The organism is Cupriavidus sp. NPDC089707 (assembly GCF_044748965.1).
GTDB lineage: Bacteria > Pseudomonadota > Gammaproteobacteria > Burkholderiales > Burkholderiaceae > Cupriavidus.
Genome location: NZ_JBIVHB010000006.1, coordinates 41,699 through 60,941, shown reverse-complemented (window position 1 = coordinate 60,941; position 19,243 = coordinate 41,699). Strand labels below are relative to the sequence as shown.

Sequence of the window (19,243 nt, the reverse complement as noted above, 5' to 3'; positions counted from 1 at the left end):
ACTACTGTGGTGTCTTGCAGGAAAAATTGGAATCAATGATGTCAAACGCATGCGGCCTGGACTTCGGCACGTCCAACTCAACCGTCGGCTGGAGCCGCCCCGACCGCCCCGCGGCGCTGCTGCCGCTGGAAGACGGCAAGCCGACCCTGCCGTCGGTGATCTTCTTCCACGCGGAGGATCCGCTGGTCAGCTATGGCCGCGCTGCGCTCGGCGATTACCTGGCCGGCTATGAAGGGCGGCTGATGCGCTCGCTCAAGAGCTTGCTCGGTACGTCGATGATGGACGACAGCACCGAGGTGATGGGGCAGGCGATGCCGTTCCGCAAGCTGCTGGCGCATTTCATCCGTGAACTGAAGGCCCGCGCCGAGCAGGCCGGCGGCACTACCTTTTCGCATGCGGTGCTGGGCCGCCCGGTGTTCTTCATCGACGAAGACCCGGCCGCCGACCGGCTCGCCGAAGAGACGCTGGCCGAGATCGCGCGCGACGCCGGCTTTGCCGAGATTGCGTTCCAGTACGAGCCGATTGCCGCGGCCTTCGACTACGAAGCCGGCATCTCGCGCGAGGAGCTGGTGCTGGTGGCCGATATCGGCGGCGGCACCTCGGACTTCTCGCTGGTGCGCCTGTCGCCGGAGCGGGCCCGCAAGACCGACCGCCGCGAGGACATACTGGCCAACGGCGGCGTGCATATCGGCGGCACCGACCTCGACCGCGCGCTCAGCCTGGCGCGCGCCATGCCGCTGCTGGGGCTGGGCAGCCAGCTGCGCAACGGCAAGGCGATGCCGTCGAGCCAGTATTTCGACCTGGCCAGCTGGCACACCATCAACTACGTCTACACGCGCAAAGCCTGGTCGGTGGTGATGGACAACTACCGCGATGCCGCCGACACCGCCAGCCTCGACCGCCTGGTGCGGCTGATCCGCGAGCGTGCCGGCCACTGGCTGGCGATCCAGGTGGAAGGCGCCAAGATCGCGCTGTCGGATGCGGCCAGCACCGAGCTCGACCTGCACCGGCTGGAGCAGGGACTGACGCTGACGATCACGCGCGACGAGTTCGATGCGTCGATCGACAAGCTGGTCGCCAGGACCGAGAAGACGGTCCGGCAACTGCTGGTTGATGCGGGCGTGGACGGCAGCGGCGTCGATACCATCTTCTTCACCGGCGGTTCCAGCAGCGTACCGTTGCTGCGCCAGCGGCTGGCGGCGCTGCTGCCGCAGGCGCGCTGCGTCGAAGGTGATCGCTTCGGCAGCATCGGCAGCGGGCTGGCGCTGGATGCGGTGAGGAAGTTCGGCTAAGGGAATTCGGCCAAGGAGTTCGGCCAAGGAAGTTCGGCTGAACCGTCATCCTTGCTGCTGCAGCATGTCGCGCAATGCAAAGCCGTCGCCCACGGCCAGCCTGGCCGCGCGCAGCGCGCCGCGTGCCGCCGCGGCGTCGCCCGCCAGCCGCAGCAGCACGGGCAATTGCCACGGCGCGCGCAGCAACCCGCCCAGTACCGCCGCCACATTGGTCTTGCCGCCTTCGCCCATCCCCGCCGCCGCGGCGGCCGGCACCGCGCGGCTCGCCGGGTCGATGACCACGCGGCAAGCCGCGAACGGCAGCCGGCAAGCCGCGGCCATGCGCGCGGCGAGGTGCGATTCCATGTCGACGCACAAGGCACCGCTGGCCTGCCGCAGTGCCTGCTTTGCGCTAACGTCGAGCACCGGTTCATCCGTGCCGGCGATGGGGCCGACCCTGGCATGCGGCAGTGCCGCGTGCAGCGCATGGGTCCAGTCCGGAGCGGTGTCGTAGCGTTCGCCGGGTGCGCGGATTTCATCGGCGATGACGAGGTCGCCCGGCGCCAGCGCCGGATCCAGCCCGCCGGCGACGCCGAAACTGACGATGCCCCGGCACGCGCGGCTCGCCATGGCCGACACTTCCTGCTCCAGCGCGATGCCGCGCAGCCCGTACACCACGCGGCAATACGGGCCGGCGGCGATGCCGGCCTCGAACTCCATGCCGGTGACGACCATGACGAAGGGCGCGAAGGGGGCGTTCATAGGCCCCATGCCACGCGGCCGTCACCGCCGCGTTGCAGGTTGCGGTAGCGGGCCAGCGCCCACAGCGGGAAATAGCGCGCGTAGCCGTGGTAGCGCAGGTAGAACACACGCGGGAAACCCACTGCGGTAAAGCGTGGTTCGTGCCAGAGCCCGCCTTCCTGCGGCGGGCGCTGCGTGCGCAGCAGGTAGCCGATGCCGCGCGCGACTGCCGGGTGCTGCACGGCGCCGGCCGCCATCAGCGCCAGCAATGCCCAGGCAGTCTGCGATGCCACGCTGGGCGCAGCCTCATAGCCGCGGTAGTCGAGCCGGTAGCTGCCGCCGTCTTCGCCCCAGCCGCCGTCGTCGTTCTGGATCCCGGCCAGCCAGTCGGCGGCGCGGCGCACCGCGGGCGCATCGGGCCCCAGGCCGGCCGCGTTCAGCGCGCACAGCGCGCTCCAGGTGCCGTAGATGTAATTGGTGCCCCAGCGGCCGAACCAGCTGCCATCCGGCATCTGCTCGGCCAGCAGGTAGCGCAGCGCGCGCGCGGCGGGCTCGCTGCTGGCGGGCGTGGCGCCGGTCTGGCAAAGCATCGACAGGCAGCGCGCCGAGACGTCCGCGGTGGGCGGGTCGAGCAGCGCGCCATGGTCGGCGAAGGGGATGTTGTTCAGGTACAGGTGCGTGTTCTCGGGTTCGAACGCACCCCAGCCGCCGTTGCCGCCCTGCATGCCGACGATCCATTCGGCCGCGCGCGCCGCCGCTTCGTGGTAGCGGCCCGGCGCGGCGTGCTCGCGCATGTAGCGGTCCATCGCCGCCGCCACCACGGCGGTGTCGTCGACATCCGGGTAATGCGCATTGGCATACTGGAAGGCCCATCCGCCCGGGCGCAAGCGCGGGCGGCGCACGGTCCAGTCGCCGCGCACGTCCAGCACCTGCAGCGGCTTGAGCCAGTCCAGCGCGCGCCCCACGGCCGCGGCCGCGCGCGCCTCGCCGGTCTCGAGCAGCGCATGCGCGGCCAGCGCGGTGTCCCACACCGGCGACAGGCAGGGCTGGCAGTAGGCCTCGTCGCCATGTTCGACCAGCAGCCGCTCGACCGAGCGCCGCGCCACCGCGCGCGCGGGATCGTCGGCCGGCGCGCCCAGCACGTCGAACATCATCACGCTGTTGGCCATCGCCGGGAAGATCGCGCCGAGCCCGTCCTCGCCATTCAGCCGCTCGCGCACGAACCTTTGCGCCGCGGCGATGGCACGCCGGCGCAGCACGCGTGGGAATGCCGGCTCGGCCACGCGCAGCAGCGCGTCGAGCCCCCGGAACAGGTTGTACCAGCCGGCATGCTGGTGCGGCGCGCGCGGCGCCAGGCCGACGCTGCGGCGTGGGTTGGAGAAGAGTTCGTCGATGCCGACGCCGCGCGGATTGCGCGCGCGCGGGCGCAGGCTGTTCAGCACCAGCAGCGGCACGATCACCGTGCGCGCCCAGTAAGAGACCTTGGATAGATGGAACGGGAACCAGCGCGGCAGCAGCATGATTTCCACCGGCATCATCGGCACCGCCGACCACGGCATCACGCCGTACAGCGCCAGCAGCGTGCGGGTGAACACGTTGCTGGCCTCGGCGCCGCCCATGGCATGGATGGCCTGGCGCGCGCGCGCCATGTGCGGCGCCTGCGGATCGTCGCCCGCCATCTTCAGCGCGAAGTACGCCTTCACGCTGGCACTGAGGTCCGCCCGCCCGTCATGGAACAGCGGCCAGCCGCCATCGTCGTTCTGGATGCGGCGCAGGTAGCGCGCGATGCGCGCTTCGAGCGCCAGGTCGGGTGCCTCACCAAGGTAGTGCACCATCAGCACGTATTCGGCCGGGATGGTGGCGTCCGCTTCCAGCTCGTAGACCCAGTGGCCATCGGGGCGTTGCTGGTGCAGCAGCGCATCGACCGCGAGGCTGATGCCGTGGTCGAGCTCCTGTGCGGCAGATTGCTGGTCGAACGCAGGGGCGAACGCCGGATCGGCGGCGATCCGGATAGGCGGGGCTGTCGTGGCGAAGGCGGTCTCGTTCATCGACATGCGGACTCCTTGTGCCGGCGCGGGCGGAATGATCCGCGCCCGGCCCCGGCTTGCATCGGCTTATATCGCCGGCAATGGCGTGCGGCGCTCAACCAATGGTGTGGCGCAGCATGATCCAGAGCAACTGCGCGCGCGGCAGGCGCACGCGTTGGCGCGGCGCCCGCCAGCCCTGCATGCGCAGGCGCGCGAGGATGCGGTGGTAGACGTCGGCCATGATGCGCGGTGAGCGCACCAGCCGTGGCGGGCAGCGCGCCATGATGGCGTCGGCCTGGTCGTAGTGCGCCTGTGCTTCCTGGGCGAGTGCCGCGCAGGCCTGGCCGATTGCCGCATGCGCGACCACCGCCTGCGGCGTGGCGCGCGCGGCATCGATGCCGGCGGCGGCCAGCGCCTCGGCCGGCAGGTAGAGGCGGCCGATGGCGGCATCCTCATCGATGTCGCGCAGGATGTTGGTCAGCTGCAGCGCGCGCCCCAGGTGGTGCGCCAGCGCAACGCCGCACGACGCTTCCAGGCCGAACACACGCACCGCCAGCCGGCCCACCGCGCTCGCGACGCGGTCGCAATACAGATCGAGGGTGGCGGCGTCGGGGGCGCGGATGTCCTGCACCACGTCCATGGTCATGCCGTCGATGACGGCGAGGAAATCCTGCTGCTGGAGGTCGAAGGCACGGATCTGCGCGGCCAGCGCCTGCAGCGCCGCGGGCGGGCTGCCGGCGTAGCAGGCAGCGATGTCGCGCCGCCAGGCATCGAGCCCGGCCAGGCGCTCGGCATGCGGGGCGTTGCCGTCGGCGATGTCGTCGACCGCGCGGCAGAACGCGTAGATCTCGAACATGGCCTGGCGCTGGTGCGCCGGCAGGATGCGCAGCGCGGCATGGAATGAGCTGCCGGCAGAGGCGGCAGCTCCCGCGCTGGAGCCGGCCACGGCGGCGGGGGTGTCTTGCGTTGCGATATGAGTACCGGCCACGTAACTCCTCGACACGCTGCATACCGTTCCGCGCAGCGCACGCAACGGTGTGCGCGCCCACGCGCGGGCGGTGGTTGTGGGTCGGGCGATTATAGCAACTTCACCCTGCGCATTGCGGCGCCATGGCCGGCGGAAGGAAGGCAACGGCGCATTGCCGGTGCGCAAAACCGGCGCGCAAAAGAAAAGCCCCGCGCCGGAGCTGCGGGGCTTGCTGGCCGGCACGGCGTCGCGAGACGCCGCGGGACCGGCCGGGTCTTCAAACCGGTATCAGACGGCCTGAATCTTGGTGGCTTGCTCGCCCTTCTGGCCCATGGCCTTGACGTAGCGCACCTTCTGGCCTTCCTTCAACGACTTGAAGCCCGAGCCTTCGATTGCGGAGAAGTGCGCGAACAGATCATTGCCGCCTGCGTCCGGCGTGATGAAGCCGAAGCCCTTGGCGTCGTTGAACCACTTAACGGTACCGGTTTCCATATCTATCTCAACCTTGGATTTCAAAATGAGCGAAAAACGCTCGTTATACACCGTGTGCAACGCAGGCAACGGTTTCTTGGATTCGCCGCTGCTGCATCCGTATGACCTCGATATGTCGCTGTCGTGACAACCGAAAACATCACGGAACAACACACCAAATGACACACCCCAAAGGGCGCTGCACAAGTGGGAATCATTCTGCCGAATTTTCCCGATGTGTCAATCAGGCGAAGCGCCTAATCATGATGAGAGGTTCCGATAGGAGATATTAACGTCTTCTACTTCGCATTCGATTCAGTGAATTCCCTGAGTGCGGTTGCCTGCGCAGTTTCGACTGAATTTCAGACGGATGCACCTTGAATGCGCGCCGATCAGGTTCCTAGTGCAGAAGGCTCGCGTTTCGGTGCATTGTTTCGTTTTGTTTCAAACTGCATTACCGCATTCGGGGGATGTTTTTACCGTTCGGGGGCGGCCGGCATCGGTATGGGGCAAATCCGGCCGGGAGAAATGCCGCGGCACGCCATTTTCGCAGAACGATTCTCGGGCGACGCATATAGGGTGGACCCCTGCAAAATGCTTCGCCGCGGCGCTGCAAAGTCGCGGGGCTGTTGTTTCGACAGGGTAAGTCCCGATTGTCGGCCGCCGTCGCTGGTTGCTGTGGATGCCCGTTGAGACCCTGCCACCTTCCGGCGGGCAAGAATTTTCCTGCCTCCTGTCGTCCGGAAGGCCCGTTGCTGCGTTAGCTGTCCGTCCCCTGTGCGTGATTGCGTGGATCGCTGCGTGGAGGGGGTACGCCGGGGGGCGGCGTGAGGCAATGCGGGTCGTCAACGGGTTCAGTATCCACAATAATAAAGTGACAAAAATGACAGGGGTCAATGGGGAAGGCGCGCCGCGCATTTATGTGCCCGTGCGCATCAAGTTCGCGGTCGCGCTGGCCGTGGCAGCGGGCTGGACCGCCTTTTCGGTGTGGATGGCGCAGCAGTGGATGTCCGACCTGACCAGCCGGGTCGGCGTAGTGGCCGCCGCGCTGCTGGTGGGTGGCATTGCCATCATCCCCGGCTTCATGAACGCCTTCCTGATCGCCAGCCTGGCCATGGACCGCCGGCCGCCGCGCCGGCAGCTGGACGACTATCCGCCGCTGACCATCCTGATCGCGGCCTATAACGAAGAAGCGTCGATCCTGGACACACTGGCCAGCATCGAGCGGCAGAACTATCCCGCGCCGTTGCAGGTGATCGTCATCAACGACGGCTCGCGCGACGCCACCGCGTCGCTGGTGCGCGGCGCCGAGGTCAAGTACCCGTGGCTGCGGTTGCTCGACATGCCCAGGAACGGCGGCAAGGCGAAGGCGCTGAACGCCGGGCTGAAGCTCGCGCTGAACGACCTGGTGGTCACCGTCGACGCCGATTCCTACCTGCAGAAGCTTGCGCTGGTCAGCATCGTCGAGCGCTATCGCCAGGACCCGCCCAATACCCGCGCCGTGGCCGGCAAGATCCTGGTGCGCAATTCGCGCCAGAACTGGCTGACGCAGTGCCAGGAATGGGACTATTTCCAGGGCATCGCTGCGATCAAGCGCATGCAGTCGCTGTACCAGGGCACGCTGGTCGCGCAGGGTGCGTTCTCGATCTACGACCGCCAGGCACTGCTGGAAGTGGGTGGCTGGGACGACTGCGTCGGCGAGGACATCGTGCTGACCTGGGCGCTGCTGAAGGCTGGCTACCGCGTCGGGCATTGCGAGGACGCCTGCATCTTCACCAATGTGCCCGACAACGTGCGCCAGTTCGTGCGCCAGCGCCAGCGCTGGGCGCGCGGCATGATGGAGGCCTTCCGCCAGCACCCGGGCATCCTGCTGGTGCCGCGCATGTCGACCTTCTTCGTCTACTGGAACCTGCTGTACCCGTGGCTGGACCTGGCCTTTACGCTGGGCTTCGTTCCCGGCATCGTGCTGGCGCTGTTCGGCTATTACTGGATCGCGGGGCCGATGACGCTGGCGCTGTTGCCGCTGGCGGTGCTGATGAGCGTGCTGATGTTCACGATCGAACGGCGCATGTTCGACCGGCTCGGACTGAAGGTCAGGCGCAACCGCCTCGGCCTGTGCATTTACGTGATTTTCTACAGCCTGCTGCTCCAGCCCGCGAGCGTGCTCGGCTATATCGACGAACTCTTCAAGACGCGCAAGACCTGGGGTACCAAGTGAAACGATTCGGCTTTATGTTGGTGTGCGCGGTGCTTGGTTCCCTGGGTGCGGAGACGGCGGTAGCGGAGGAAGAAAAGGTGCTCGACCAGGGGTTCGGCCCGGAATTCCTGGCCACCAACGACAGCGAAGGCTTCCGGTCGCGCCGCTTGTCGGTCGAGTACCTGCCCAGCATCCAGCACGCCGACCACCTGTTCGGCCTGCGCGCCAGCGACTATCGCTACAGCCAGGCCGGCTGGGCCCGCCACGGGCAAAAGGTGAGCGTGTTCGGGCGGCAACTGGATCCGGCCACGCTCAACGGCTGGACCTTCGACGCGGGTGTGTTCACCCAGGGCGGGCATACGCTGCTGACGCTGGATGGTGGCTACCGGCTGCCGCTGGCAAAGCGCACCGCGCTGGAAGTCTTCATCAACCGCGATTGGGTGGAGACCCAGACCGCGCTCGACCGCGGAGTGTCCTATACCTTTGCCGGCGTGGCGCTGGACCAGGGCATCGGCCCGCACGTGACGCTGGTGGGCGTGGCCGGGCAGCAGTATTTCTCCGACGGCAACCGCCGCGACCACGGCCGCGTGCGGCTGATCTACCAGCCGTCGCTCGACCTGGGCCTGACGCTGCAGGCGCGCTTCCGCGCCTACCGCAGCACGCAGGACGACGTGGGCCGCGCGTACTTCAACCCCGAGCACTACTCGGAGACCATGCTGGCGATCGGCTGGCGCCAGCGCTACCAGGGCTGGATGGGCTCGCTGGTGGCCGGCCTGGGGCGCGAAAAAATCGACGATTCCCCGCTCCAGCCCACCCGGCTGTTCGAGGTCAGCCTCCAGAGCCCGGTGCGCGGTGCGCAGTCGCTGCGCCTGCGTGCCGGCTACAACCGCAGCGCCTCCTATAACGGCCCTGATTATCACTATCGCTACGTGATCGGCGAATGGATCATCCGCTTCTAAGCCGTGCCTGAGCGGCTCGCCGGCTCCCCGCCGCCTCTCCGCCAGCTCCCCGCCGCACCGATTTCCGCCTCCCCGCGATCGTTGCGATTGGCCGGTTTTTCGCCACGGATCGATGGCCGATCCCGGCATGTTGCGCCATGCCCCTCGTCGGGAGCCTCGACGGCGGGTGTCGCTGTTGGGTAACATTGCACTTTCCGGCTTGCTTCGGCCATGCTTGCCGTGCGATTGACCATGGGCCGCGCCCACCAGGGTGAATATCAGAGCAGCCGTCAGTATTGCCCGGCGCGCAGTGGCAGTCGCAGTAGGCAGGGGGGAGTGGATGAGAATTGCCTCGGTAGAGGACGATCCGGATCAGGCCGAGCTGATCCGGCAGATTTTGGGCGAGGCCGGTTTCGAGTGCGAATCGTTCGCCAATGGCGCCGATTTCCTGCGCGCGCTGCGCGAACGGGCGTTTGACCTGCTGATGGTCGACTGGCAGCTGCCGGGCACCAGCGGCTACGAACTGGTCAGCTGGGTGCGCCAGAAGTCCGGCAACATGCCGCCGATCCTGTTTGTCACCAGCCGTACCGGCGAAGCCGACATTGTCGCCGGGCTGAGTGTCGGCGCCGACGACTACATGCTCAAGCCCATCCGCGCCGGCGAGCTGGTCGCGCGCGTGCGCTCGCTGCTGCGCCGCGCCTATCCCGAGGCCGCGCAGGAAGTCGAGCTGATCCGGCGCGGCAACTACACCGTCGATCCCCATGCCCGCGCCATCTCCCTCGGTGGCCAGCCCGTGCAGCTGTCGCCGCGTGAATATGAGCTGGCCCTGTTCCTGTTCCGCAATACCGGGCGCCTGCTGGCGCGCGAGGTGGTGGAGCAGGCGGTCTGGGGCCGCGCCATGGGCGCCGGCTCGCGCACGCTCGATACCCATATCTCGCGGCTGCGCCTGAAGCTGGCGTTGCGCCCCGAAAACGGCGTGCGGCTGACGTCGGTGTACTCGCACGGCTATCGCTTTGAGGAAATTTCCGCTGCCGAAGCGGCAGATTACGAGGCCGGGGCGGATGCGTAAGTGGATTGGCACGGCCGCGCTGGCCGGGGTGGCCTGGCTGGCCGGCGTGGCAGGTCCGGCCCAGGCCGGGCCGGCGGGCGCCGAGGGCGCCGACTTCCTGTACTTGGTGGAGCCAGGCGATACCCTGATCGGACTGGCCGAGCGCTACATGGCGTCGACCGATGGCTGGCGCACGCTGCAGCGGCTCAACGGCGTGGCCGACCCCTACCGGCTCGTGCCCGGCACGCGGCTGCGCATCCCGCTGAGCCAGATCCCCGAGCAAGCCGCCTCGGCGCGCGTGGTCTATGTCAACGGCGAAGTGCGTGCTAACGGCCGTCCGGTGCAGGTGGGCATGTCGCTGGACGAATCGGTCCGGATCGAAACGCCGGCGGCCGGCTCGGTCACGCTGGAATTGCCCGATCGCAGCCGCGTCACGCTGCCGCCAAAAACCACGGTGGCCGTGCGCCGGCTGCGTACGTTCGCGCGCAGCGGCCTGACCGATACCGTGATCCGCATCGAGCAGGGCGGCGCCGATACCCGCGTGGCGCCCGAGGGCAGCGGCGTGGGCCGCTTCGAACTGCATACGCCGATGATGGTCACGGGCGTGCGCGGCACCAGCTACCGGGTCGCGGCCGACGCGGCCGGCAGCCGCAGCGAGGTCCTGGAAGGCCGCATCGGCGTCAGCGCGGCGCGCCAGGCCAGGCCCGCCCCCGCCCCCGCCGGCCGCGCCATGACGGCGGCGGCGCAAGTGAGCGCCGGCTACGGCGTCGGCGTGTCCGACCGTGGCCGGCTGTCTCAGCCGGTGGCGCTGCTGCCGGCGCCGGTGTTGCTGCCCCCGGCCGATACGGTGCTGGGCCCGGCCTTCGACGCCGCCTGGCAGCCGGTGCCCGGTGCCAGCGCATACCGCGTCACGGTGGCGCGCGACGCGGCGCTGACAGAACTGGCCTGGAGCGGCACCACCACTGACACCCGCGCGCGTCCCGAGGGCCTGCCGGAAGGCACGCTCTATCTTGCTGTCAGCGCCATCGATGCCAACCGGCTGACCGGCCATGCCGCCCAGGCGCCGGTGGCCGTGCGGCTGAACCCGCCGGCGCCGTTCACGCTGCAGCCCGCCGCCGATGCGGTGCGCTATGGCGAGACGGTGGCGTTCGCGTGGGCGACGGTGCCCAGCGCGGCCAGCTATGAACTGGCCGTGGCCGGAGATGCCGGCTTTGCCGGCGAGGTGGCTCTGCAGCCCGCTGCGGAGCCCGCAAGCACGCAGCCGCAGGCGCCTGGCCAGTACTGGTGGCGCGTGCGCAGCGTCGACGCTGCCGGCCGGCCGGGCCCCTGGTCGGCGCCGGTCGCTTATCGCGTCGAGCCGCCGGGTCCGGTGGCGTCAATGCAGGACGACGGCAAGACGCTGCAGATCGGCTGGCCCGCCGACCGTGGCGCGGGCACCGGCTACCGGGTCCAGCTGTCGGCCGATGCCGGCTTCGCCACGCTGCTGGTGGACCAGCACAGCGAAACCAGCGCCATCGAGCTGCCGCGCCCGGCGCCTGGCGTCTACTACGTGCGGGTCGCCCGCGCGGCGCCGGGCACGGTGCCTGACCCGGCGGCGTTCTCCGCGCCGCAGCGCATCGAGATCTTCACCTACCTGATGGACGGCAATGGCAGTGCCATCGGCGCGGGTGGCGGGACGGGTGGCGGTGGCCGCATCCGCCTCCACTGAGCCCGCCGCGGCGCCGGTACCGGGTGTGCCGGCCGCGCCGGGCCGCGCCTTCGGCCGCCGCACGCTGGTCGAATGGTGCGTGCTGGTCGCGGCCGTGCTGGCACTGGTGCTGCTGGCCGCGCGCCAGGGCTGGACCGAGCGCGCCGACCTGGCCGCCTACGACACCGCCATCGCCGCCCAGCACCACCCCGCCCGCGACGACATCGTCATCGTCGCCATCGACGACGCCAGCATTACCGCCATCGGCCGCTGGCCCTGGCGCCGCGCGGTGCTGGGGCAGCTGGTCGAGCGCATTGCCGCCGGCGGCCCGCGCGCGATCGGCGTCGACGTAATCCTGTCCGAGCGCGACACCCGCTATCCGCAGGACGACGCGCTGCTGGCGCGCGGCCTGGCGCAGGCGGGCAACGTGGTGCTGCCAGTGGTGGCCGAGCCCGGTGCTGGTGGCATGCTGGTGCGCTACCCGCTGGCCGGGCTTGGCGCCGCGATCGGCCATATCAACATGGTGGTCGATACTGACGGCGTGGCACGCCAGGTCTGGCTGCGCGAAGGGCCGGAGCCGGTCGAGGCCGCCGGCGTGCCGCACCTTGCGGCGGTGATGGCCGGCATGCTGGCAGAACCGGGACGCGCACCGCGGGCGCTGGACAGTTACCGGCAGGAAGCCGTACGCGTTACCGAAAGCAACGGCTGGGAGCGCAGCGGCCGCGTGCGCATTCCCTACGCCGGCCCGCCCGGCACCTTTGCGCGCGTGTCGGCGCGCGATGTGCTGGAAGGCCGCATCGATCCCGCGCGCTTTGCCGGCAAGGCGGTGCTGGTCGGCGCCATGGCCACCGGCATGGGCGACGTGCTGCCCACACCGGTGTCGCGCGACGGCCGCGGCATGAGCGGCGTCGAGATCCTGGCCAATACGCTGCAGGCGCTGACCGACGGCGACGCCATCCTGGCGGTGCCGCGCGGCTGGCAGCTCGCGGGAACGCTGCTGGCGGTGCTGCTGGCGGCGCTGGCCGCGCTGCGGCTGCCGCCGCGCGGCGCGCTGGTCGCCACTGGGCTACTGCTGGCGGCCCTGCTGGGCGGCTCGCTGGCGCTGCTGGCGCTGGCACGGCTCTGGTTCGCCCCGGCCGCGGCTGCGCTGGGCTGCCTGCTGTTCTACCCGCTGTGGGCGTGGCGCCGCCAGGAAGCGGCGCTGCGCTTCCTGACCGACGAACTCGCGCGGCTGGAGCGCGAGCCGGGACTGATGCCGGCGCCGCACTACACCGGCGCCACCCTGGACAGCCGCATACGCGCCGTCTATGGCATGAGCGCCAGGCTGCGCGGCATGCGCCGCTTCCTCTCCGACGGGCTGGAAAGCCTGCCCGATGCCACCGCCATCTGCAACCTGGAGGGCGGCGTGATGCTGGCCAACCGCCGCTGCGTGGCGCTGGCGCCGGCCGTGCTCGGAGGCATGGCCGCGACAGGCGATACCGGCCAGCCGCGTCCGCCGATCCGCGACGTGATCGAGGCGCTGTTCCCGGCGCCCGCGCCGGTGCTGGCGTACTGGCACGCGCTGCATGACCGCCATGCCGGGGTCCGGCCGGGGCAGGAGCCCGTGCCCGAGGGCGGCATCGAGGTGGCCGGGCGCGGCGACAGTCGCTACCTGGTGCATGGCGCGCCGCTGCACGGAGAATCCGGCGCGGTGGCGGGGCTGATCGTCAGCGTCACCGACATCACGGCGATCCGCGTGGCCGAGCGCCAGCGCGAGCAGATGCTGCGCTTCCTGTCGCATGACATGCGCTCGCCGCAGGCATCGATCCTGGCGCTGATCGAGTTGCACGAGCGCCGCGCCCGCCGTATCACCGGCAATACCGGCAATACCGGCGACGGCCGCCATGGCGCCGCGCAGGCCGAAGGCGCCGGCGACAGCAACAGTGCCGTGCTGCACCGCATCGCCGCCCACGCGCGCCGCACCATGACGCTGGCCGACGATTTCATCAGTGTGGCGCGCGCCGAGTCGCAGTCGCTGGCCTTTACGGAAGTCGAGCTCGGCGGCCTGGTGCTGGATGCCACCGACCAGTTGTGGGCGCTGGCCAACGCCCGCAGCGTGTCGCTGCAGGTTGACCTGCCCGACGAGCCCGCCGTGCTGCGTGGCGAGCCCGCGCTGCTGGTGCGCGCCATCGCCAACGTGGTCAGCAACGCCATCAAGTTCAGCCCGCACGGTGCCGAGGTGGCGGTGACGCTGACGCACGCACGCGAGCATTTCGTGATTGCGGTGCAGGATCATGGCCCCGGCATCGACGAGGCCGACCAGGCGCGGTTGTTCGAGCCCTTCGTGCGCCTGCACGAGGGCCGGCAGGGCGCGCCGGACGGCACAGGGCTGGGCCTGGTGCTGGTGCGCGCGGTGGCCGAGCGGCATGGCGGCAAGGTCACGGTGCAAAGCGCGGCAGGTGCCGGCGCAACATTCAGGATCGAATTGCCGGCCGGTTAGCGGCTCAAAACAGCGCGGGCCATAACAGCGCGGGCCATGGCAGCGTGGGCCATGGCGGCAACGTGTCCGCCGACACAATTGTTGCCATTCGAAAAGGGCGGAATTGCGTAGCATCGGCCCGCCGCTGGAGCCGCATCCGGCGGTCTTTGCGCCCTCGCCAGCTCCCCCAACGGCCTTACTGGCTTGGGCGGCTTTTTTGCGCGCCCTTCAGCCTGCAGGCCATCAATCACGTCCGCACGGTGCCCTGTTCGCGCCGCGCGCGGAACGTCAGCACGAAGCGCGTCCTGCCCGCGGCCGACTCGGCGGCGATGGCGCCGCCGTGCGCCGCCATGATCGCCTGCGTGATCGCCAGGCCTAGCCCGGTGCCTTCCGAATCCGGCCGCGCGCGCGACTTGTCGGCGCGCGAAAAGCGGTCGAACAGCGACGGCAGGAATTCGGGCGGAATGGTTTCGCCTTCGTTTTCGACCACGATATCCACCGCCTCCGCGCCTTCCTGCGCGTCGGCGCGTGGCACGATCGTCACCATGATCGGCTTGCCCGCGGCGGCGTGCCGCAGCGCATTGGACAGCACGTTGCTGAGCGCGCGCCGCACCATCAGCCGGTCGCCGGTGATGCGGCCGCTGCCGTGCTGCCGCAGCTGCACGCCCTTGTCTTCTGCCAGCGCATCGTAGAAATCGAACAGCGCCGCGACTTCCTGCTCGAGCGCGATGCGCTCCGCGCTGGGCAGCGTGATGCCGTGTTCCATCTTGGCCAGGAACAGCATGTCGGACACCATGCGCGAGAGCCGCTGCAGCTCCTCGGCGTTGGACGCCAGCACCTCGCGGTATTTGGGCGCATCGCGCGGCTGCGACAGCGCCACGTCGGTCTGCGTCATCAGGTTGGTGATGGGCGTGCGCAACTCATGCGCCAGGTCCGACGAGAAGTCCGACAGGCGCCTGAAGTCTTCCTGCAGCCGCGCGAGCATGGCGTTGAGCGTGACGGCGAGGTCGGCCATTTCCGCCGGCACTGCTTCCACCGGCATGCGCTCGTCGAGCTTGTGCGCGGTGACCGTGCGCGCGCGCGATGCCATGGTGCGCAGCGGCGCCAGCCCGCGGCGCGCCGCCCACCAGCCCAGCAACCCGCTGGCCAGCGCGGCCAGCGCGGTGTAGAAGGCCAGCGACTGGCGGAACGCATGCATGAAGTGCGCATGCAGCGCGGTGTCCATGCCGACCACGATGCGCAGCGCGCCGGCACCCGGTACCTGCGCCACGGCGCGCAAGCCGCGGTAGGCTTGTCCGCGCTGCTGCCAGGCGAAGGTATCGCGATCCGCCGGCAGCGCCGCGGCGGTGGCCTGCGCGGGGCCGAAATCGAAACCGTGCGTCGCATACACGCGTTGGCCATCTGTGTCGCGCACCTCGGCAACGAAGCCGGGATGGTGCTCCAGCGCCTGTCCCAGCCGCTGCGGCAGCGACGCCATCGGGCCTTCGGCCGCGATCTTGCGTACCAGGCGCACGTTGTCGTCCAGCACGGCATAGTCTTCGTCGGCGAAATGGCTGTCCATCGCCAGCCAGATCAGCACGCCAAGCCCCAGCAGCACCGCCGCCGACGACAGCGAAAACAGGATCGTGAGCCGCGCCGTCAGCGACAGCCGGGCCTTCATGCCGCATCCTCCGGGTCCGGCTCCTCCAGCACATAGCCCATGCCGCGCACGGTCTGGATCAGCCGGGGCTCGAAACCGTCGTCGATCTTGGCGCGCAGGCGGCGGATGGCCACATCGATCACGTTGCTGTCGCTGTCGAAGTTCATGTCCCACACCTGCGAGGCGATCAGCGAGCGCGGCAGCACTTCGCCGCGGCGCCGCGCCAGCAGTTCGAGCAGCGCGAACTCCTTGCTGGTCAGCGTGATGCGGCGCCCGGCCCGGGTGGCGCGCCGGCGCCCGAGGTCGAGCACGAGATCGGCCACCTGGATCCGGTCGAGCGCCATCTGCGCGGCGCCGCGCCGCAGCAGGGTGCGTACGCGGGCCAGCAGTTCGGAGAAGGCGAAGGGCTTGACCAGGTAGTCGTCGGCGCCCAGCTCCAGCCCCTTGACGCGGTCGGCAACGCTGTCGCGCGCGGTCAGGAACAGCACCGGAACGGCGTTTTCCGCGGCGCGCAGCGCCTGCACGATGCGCCAGCCGTCCATGTCCGGCAGCATCACGTCGAGGATGACGAGGTCGTAGGGCTCGGTCATGGCCAAGTGCTGGCCGTCCAGCCCGTTGTGCACCAGGTCGACGACAAAGCCCGCTTCCGTCAGGCCCTGGCGCAGGTATTCCCCGGTCTTGGCCTCGTCTTCCACTACCAGCAGTTTCATCGGCCTTGGCTTCCTTGAATTGATTGTTCCGGCAACTCTACGCGAGCGCGGTGCGCGCGAACATGACCGTAAGATTACCGGATTGTCATGTTCCGGTCAGGCGAGGGTAGGGTGGCGCTGGCTACGCTTAGCTTGCCTTGATCAACAAAGTGAAGCCATGCGACGCCACCGACCCACGGGCCTCTTGCTGCCCACGCCTCCCGACTTGCCACGCCGCCGCTTCGTCCAGGGACTGGTGGCCGGCGGCGTGGTCGCCGGGCTGGCGGGGTTTGGCGGCACCAGCGTGCTGGCCGGCACGCCGCCTCGCTCCCCCGCCTCCGCCGCCGCGGCAGGAACCGCGCCGGTGCTGCGCGGCACCGAATTCGACCTCGTGATCGGCGAGTCGCTGGTCAACTTCACCGGCAAGCCGACGGTGGCGACCACCATCAACGGCATGCTGCCGGGCCCGACGCTGCGCTGGCGCGAAGGCGACACCGTCACCATCCGCGTCACCAACCGGCTGCGCGAGGCGACCTCGATCCACTGGCACGGCATCATCCTGCCGTTCGAAATGGACGGCGTGCCGGGCATCAGCTTTGCCGGCATCGCCCCGGGGGAGACCTTCACCTACCGCTTCAAGGTCGCGCAGCAGGGCAGCTACTGGTACCACTCGCACTCCGGTTTCCAGGAGATGACCGGGGTCTACGGCGGCATCGTCATCGACCCGGCCGAAGGCCGCGCGCACGGACATGCTGACCGCGACTACACCGTGCTGCTGTCCGACTGGACCGACGAAGACCCGATGCGGGTGCTGAGCAAGCTCAAGGTGCAGAGCGACTACTACAACTACAACCAGCCTACCGCCGTCGACTTCTTCCGCGACGCGGCACGCGACGGGATGAAGCAGGCGCTGGACAAGCGCCGCATGTGGAACCAGATGCGGATGAGCCCGACCGATCTCGCGGACCTGTCCGGCGCCACGCTGACCTACCTGACCAACGGCGTCACGCCGGCCGGCAACTGGACCGGGCTGTTCCGCCGCGGCGAGACCGTGCGCCTGCGCTTTATCAACGGCTCGGGCAATACCTTCTATGACGTGCGCATCCCCGGCTTGAAGCTGCGGCTGGTGCAGGCCGATGGTCAGGACCTGGAGCCGGTCACCGTCGACGAGTTCCGCTTCGGCCCCGGCGAGACCTACGACGTCGTAGTCGCGCCGCAGGACGACGCCTACACCCTGTTCGCGCAGGCGATCGACCGCACCGGCTATGCGCGCGGCACGCTGGCCGTGCGCGAAGGGCTGTCGGCACCGGTGCCGGCACTGGACAAGCCGGAGTGGCTCAGCATGGCCGACATGATGGGCGACATGGGCGGCATGGGCCATGGCGGCGCGCATGGCATGGACCACGGCAGCATGCACGGCATGGACCATAGCCAGCACGGCATGGACCATAGCCAGCATGGCATGGACCATAGCCAGCACGGGATGACGGCGATGTCAGCCGAGTCGTCCCTCAAGGTGCCGAGCAAGGTCGCGCGCCATGCCCGCACCGAGTATGGCGCCGGCACCGACATGCGCGTCGACACGGCGCGCACCAACCTCGACGACCCCGGCATCGGTCTGCGCAACAACGGCCGGCGCGTGCTGACGCTGGCCGACCAGCGCACCGTGGGCGGCCCGATGGACCCGCGCGGCCCGGGCCGCGAAGTCGAACTGCACCTGACCGGCAACATGGAGCGCTACACGTGGTCGTTCGACGGCGTGGAGTTCGGCAAGTCGACGCCGGTTTATTTCAAGTACGGAGAACGGCTGCGCGTGATCCTGCACAACGACACCATGATGACCCACCCCATGCACCTGCACGGCATGTGGAGCGAACTGGAAGCGCCGGACGGCAGCTTCCAGGCGCGGCGCCACACCATCCCCGTGCAGCCGGCGCAGCGCATCAGCTTTCTCGTCACCGCCGACGCGCTGGGACGCTGGGCCTGGCATTGCCACCTGATGATGCATATGGATGCGGGCATGTTCCGCGAAGTGGTGGTGGCGTGATGACGGCAATGAAGAGGACTTCCCGTTCGCTGGCCAGGCCAGCCACCCATGTCGCGGCCGCGGTGCTGGCCTTGGCCGCGATGGGCGCCGCGTCGGCGCAGGATCCGCACGCACATGGCCATGAGGGCCACCAGGGGCACCAGGGGCATGGCGTGCCGGCGCAGGAAATCTCCCCGATGCAAGGCATGGAGCCGATGGAGACGATGCAGCCCATGCAGCCCATGGAACCCATGCAGTCCACGCAGCCGATGCAGCAATCCGGCGCGATGGATCACGGCGACATGAAGATGCAGGGCGGCAGCGCTCCGCCCGATGCGCGCGATCCGCACGCATATTCCGGTGGCTACCAGCTCGGCGTCGGCAAGTACGCGCTGGGCGACAAGCGCCAGCTGGTGATGGCAGATGAGCACCTGTTCGCCTCCGTGCTGGTCGACCGCCTGGAGTGGGCCCACGCCAGCGGCGAAAACGCCGCGGCCTACGAGGTGCAGGCATGGTTCGGCAACAGCTACGACAAGCTCGTGCTGAAGGCCGAAGGCGAGGCCGCGAAGGGAAAGATGCATGAGGCCCGCACCGAACTGCTGTGGGGCCATGCCTTGGCCAGCTACTGGGACACCCAGGTGGGCCTGCGCAACGATGCCGGGAGCGGCCGTCCCGCGCGCAACTGGCTGGCGTTTGGCATCCAGGGATTGGCGCCGTACTGGTTCGAGGTCGACGCCACCGCCTACGTCGGCACCAGCGGCCGCACCGCGCTGCGGCTTGCCGCCGAGTACGAGCTGCTGCTGACGCAGCGCCTGATCCTGCAGCCGCGCATCGAAGCGAACCTGTACGGCAAGAACGACCCCGAGACCGGCATCGGCAGCGGCCTGTCCAGCGGCACCGTGGGTTTGCGCCTGCGCTATGAGTTCAGCCGCCAGTTCGCGCCGTATATCGGCGTCGAGCGCTACCAGGCCTTCGGCAACACGGCGGACATGATCCGCACGGCCGGCGGCCGCGCCGGCGAGACGCGCTTCGTGGCCGGCGTGCGCATGTGGTTCTGATCGGCCGCGATTTTCCTTTCCCATTT

Annotated in this window: 14 protein-coding genes; 8 read left to right on the top strand and 6 right to left on the bottom strand. The window is 69.2% G+C overall.

Annotated elements, in window-relative coordinates:
• Positions 1-35 precede the first annotated feature (35 nt).
• Entirely contained in the window at positions 36-1,292 is a 1,257-nt protein-coding gene (locus ACIP1U_RS11965) for an Hsp70 family protein (RefSeq protein WP_400314922.1), read from the top strand.
• A gap of 45 nt (positions 1,293-1,337) precedes the next feature.
• Here ACIP1U_RS11965 and ACIP1U_RS11960 read toward each other — a convergent pair whose 3' ends face one another.
• The 4 genes from ACIP1U_RS11960 to ACIP1U_RS11945 all read right to left on the bottom strand — a co-directional run bounded on the left by ACIP1U_RS11960 (position 1,338) and on the right by ACIP1U_RS11945 (position 5,498).
• Positions 1,338-2,033, bottom strand: coding sequence for a phosphorylase (locus tag ACIP1U_RS11960; RefSeq protein ID WP_400314921.1), 696 nt, complete (start codon positions 2,031-2,033; stop codon positions 1,338-1,340).
• Entirely contained in the window at positions 2,030-4,066 is a 2,037-nt protein-coding gene (shc, locus tag ACIP1U_RS11955; protein ID WP_400314920.1) for a squalene--hopene cyclase, read from the bottom strand. Before shc ends, ACIP1U_RS11960 begins: the two co-directional genes overlap by 4 nt.
• Positions 4,067-4,154: 88 nt before the next feature.
• Positions 4,155-5,027: a presqualene diphosphate synthase HpnD gene (gene hpnD, locus ACIP1U_RS11950; protein ID WP_400315432.1), complete on the bottom strand. Its 873-nt coding sequence runs from the start codon at positions 5,025-5,027 to the stop codon at positions 4,155-4,157.
• Positions 5,028-5,294: 267 nt separating this feature from the next.
• Complete coding sequence (locus tag ACIP1U_RS11945; RefSeq protein ID WP_029045406.1) at positions 5,295-5,498, bottom strand: cold-shock protein; 204 nt, start codon at positions 5,496-5,498, stop codon at positions 5,295-5,297.
• 862 nt (positions 5,499-6,360) lie between these two features.
• On the opposite strand from ACIP1U_RS11945, the gene ACIP1U_RS11940 reads away from it, so the two are divergent.
• The 5 genes from ACIP1U_RS11940 (at position 6,361) to ACIP1U_RS11920 (ending at position 13,826) form a co-directional block, all read left to right on the top strand.
• Positions 6,361-7,695, top strand: coding sequence for a glycosyltransferase (locus ACIP1U_RS11940; protein ID WP_400314918.1), 1,335 nt, complete (start codon positions 6,361-6,363; stop codon positions 7,693-7,695).
• Positions 7,696-7,724: 29 nt separating this feature from the next.
• Positions 7,725-8,633 (top strand): hypothetical protein, encoded by a 909-nt coding sequence (locus ACIP1U_RS11935; RefSeq protein WP_400314917.1) that lies wholly within the window; start codon positions 7,725-7,727, stop codon positions 8,631-8,633.
• Between the two features lie 319 nt (positions 8,634-8,952).
• Positions 8,953-9,681, top strand: a complete 729-nt coding sequence (locus ACIP1U_RS11930; RefSeq protein ID WP_400314916.1) for a response regulator transcription factor — start codon at positions 8,953-8,955, stop codon at positions 9,679-9,681.
• The gene (locus tag ACIP1U_RS11925; protein WP_400314914.1) at positions 9,674-11,368 is read left to right on the top strand and encodes a FecR domain-containing protein; all 1,695 of its coding nucleotides are present in this window, start codon (positions 9,674-9,676) and stop codon (positions 11,366-11,368) included. The genes ACIP1U_RS11930 and ACIP1U_RS11925 overlap by 8 nt, the downstream gene beginning before the upstream one ends.
• The gene (locus ACIP1U_RS11920; protein ID WP_400314913.1) at positions 11,307-13,826 is read left to right on the top strand and encodes a CHASE2 domain-containing protein; all 2,520 of its coding nucleotides are present in this window, start codon (positions 11,307-11,309) and stop codon (positions 13,824-13,826) included. Before ACIP1U_RS11925 ends, ACIP1U_RS11920 begins: the two co-directional genes overlap by 62 nt.
• A gap of 226 nt (positions 13,827-14,052) precedes the next feature.
• Here ACIP1U_RS11920 and ACIP1U_RS11915 read toward each other — a convergent pair whose 3' ends face one another.
• Together ACIP1U_RS11915 and ACIP1U_RS11910 are read right to left on the bottom strand one after the other, a co-directional pair.
• Positions 14,053-15,465 carry a heavy metal sensor histidine kinase gene (locus ACIP1U_RS11915; protein WP_400314912.1) on the bottom strand — a complete coding sequence of 471 codons (1,413 nt, stop codon included), beginning with the start codon at positions 15,463-15,465 and terminating at the stop codon, positions 14,053-14,055.
• Positions 15,462-16,154, bottom strand: coding sequence for a heavy metal response regulator transcription factor (locus tag ACIP1U_RS11910; RefSeq protein ID WP_400314910.1), 693 nt, complete (start codon positions 16,152-16,154; stop codon positions 15,462-15,464). Before ACIP1U_RS11910 ends, ACIP1U_RS11915 begins: the two co-directional genes overlap by 4 nt.
• Positions 16,155-16,311: 157 nt before the next feature.
• On the opposite strand from ACIP1U_RS11910, the gene ACIP1U_RS11905 reads away from it, so the two are divergent.
• Positions 16,312-18,180: a copper resistance system multicopper oxidase gene (locus ACIP1U_RS11905; RefSeq protein WP_400314908.1), complete on the top strand. Its 1,869-nt coding sequence runs from the start codon at positions 16,312-16,314 to the stop codon at positions 18,178-18,180.
• An 8-nt stretch (positions 18,181-18,188) separates the two neighbouring features.
• Positions 18,189-19,217, top strand: coding sequence for a copper resistance protein B (locus tag ACIP1U_RS11900; protein WP_400314906.1), 1,029 nt, complete (start codon positions 18,189-18,191; stop codon positions 19,215-19,217).
• Positions 19,218-19,243 lie beyond the last annotated feature (26 nt).

Excerpts from the sequence above, each read along its gene's own strand:
- ACIP1U_RS11965 (WP_400314922.1), top strand. The coding sequence starts at position 36 with ATGATGTCAAACGCATGCGGCCTGGACTTCGGCACGTCCAACTCAACC.
- ACIP1U_RS11960 (WP_400314921.1), bottom strand. The coding sequence starts at position 2,033 with ATGAACGCCCCCTTCGCGCCCTTCGTCATGGTCGTCACCGGCATGGAG.
- shc (WP_400314920.1), bottom strand. The coding sequence starts at position 4,066 with ATGTCGATGAACGAGACCGCCTTCGCCACGACAGCCCCGCCTATCCGG.
- ACIP1U_RS11945 (WP_029045406.1), bottom strand. The coding sequence starts at position 5,498 with ATGGAAACCGGTACCGTTAAGTGGTTCAACGACGCCAAGGGCTTCGGC.
- ACIP1U_RS11940 (WP_400314918.1), top strand. The coding sequence starts at position 6,361 with ATGACAGGGGTCAATGGGGAAGGCGCGCCGCGCATTTATGTGCCCGTG.
- ACIP1U_RS11930 (WP_400314916.1), top strand. The coding sequence starts at position 8,953 with ATGAGAATTGCCTCGGTAGAGGACGATCCGGATCAGGCCGAGCTGATC.
- ACIP1U_RS11925 (WP_400314914.1), top strand. The coding sequence starts at position 9,674 with ATGCGTAAGTGGATTGGCACGGCCGCGCTGGCCGGGGTGGCCTGGCTG.
- ACIP1U_RS11920 (WP_400314913.1), top strand. The coding sequence starts at position 11,307 with ATGGCAGTGCCATCGGCGCGGGTGGCGGGACGGGTGGCGGTGGCCGCA.
- ACIP1U_RS11915 (WP_400314912.1), bottom strand. The coding sequence starts at position 15,465 with ATGAAGGCCCGGCTGTCGCTGACGGCGCGGCTCACGATCCTGTTTTCG.
- ACIP1U_RS11910 (WP_400314910.1), bottom strand. The coding sequence starts at position 16,154 with ATGAAACTGCTGGTAGTGGAAGACGAGGCCAAGACCGGGGAATACCTG.
- ACIP1U_RS11905 (WP_400314908.1), top strand. The coding sequence starts at position 16,312 with ATGCGACGCCACCGACCCACGGGCCTCTTGCTGCCCACGCCTCCCGAC.
- ACIP1U_RS11900 (WP_400314906.1), top strand. The coding sequence starts at position 18,189 with ATGAAGAGGACTTCCCGTTCGCTGGCCAGGCCAGCCACCCATGTCGCG.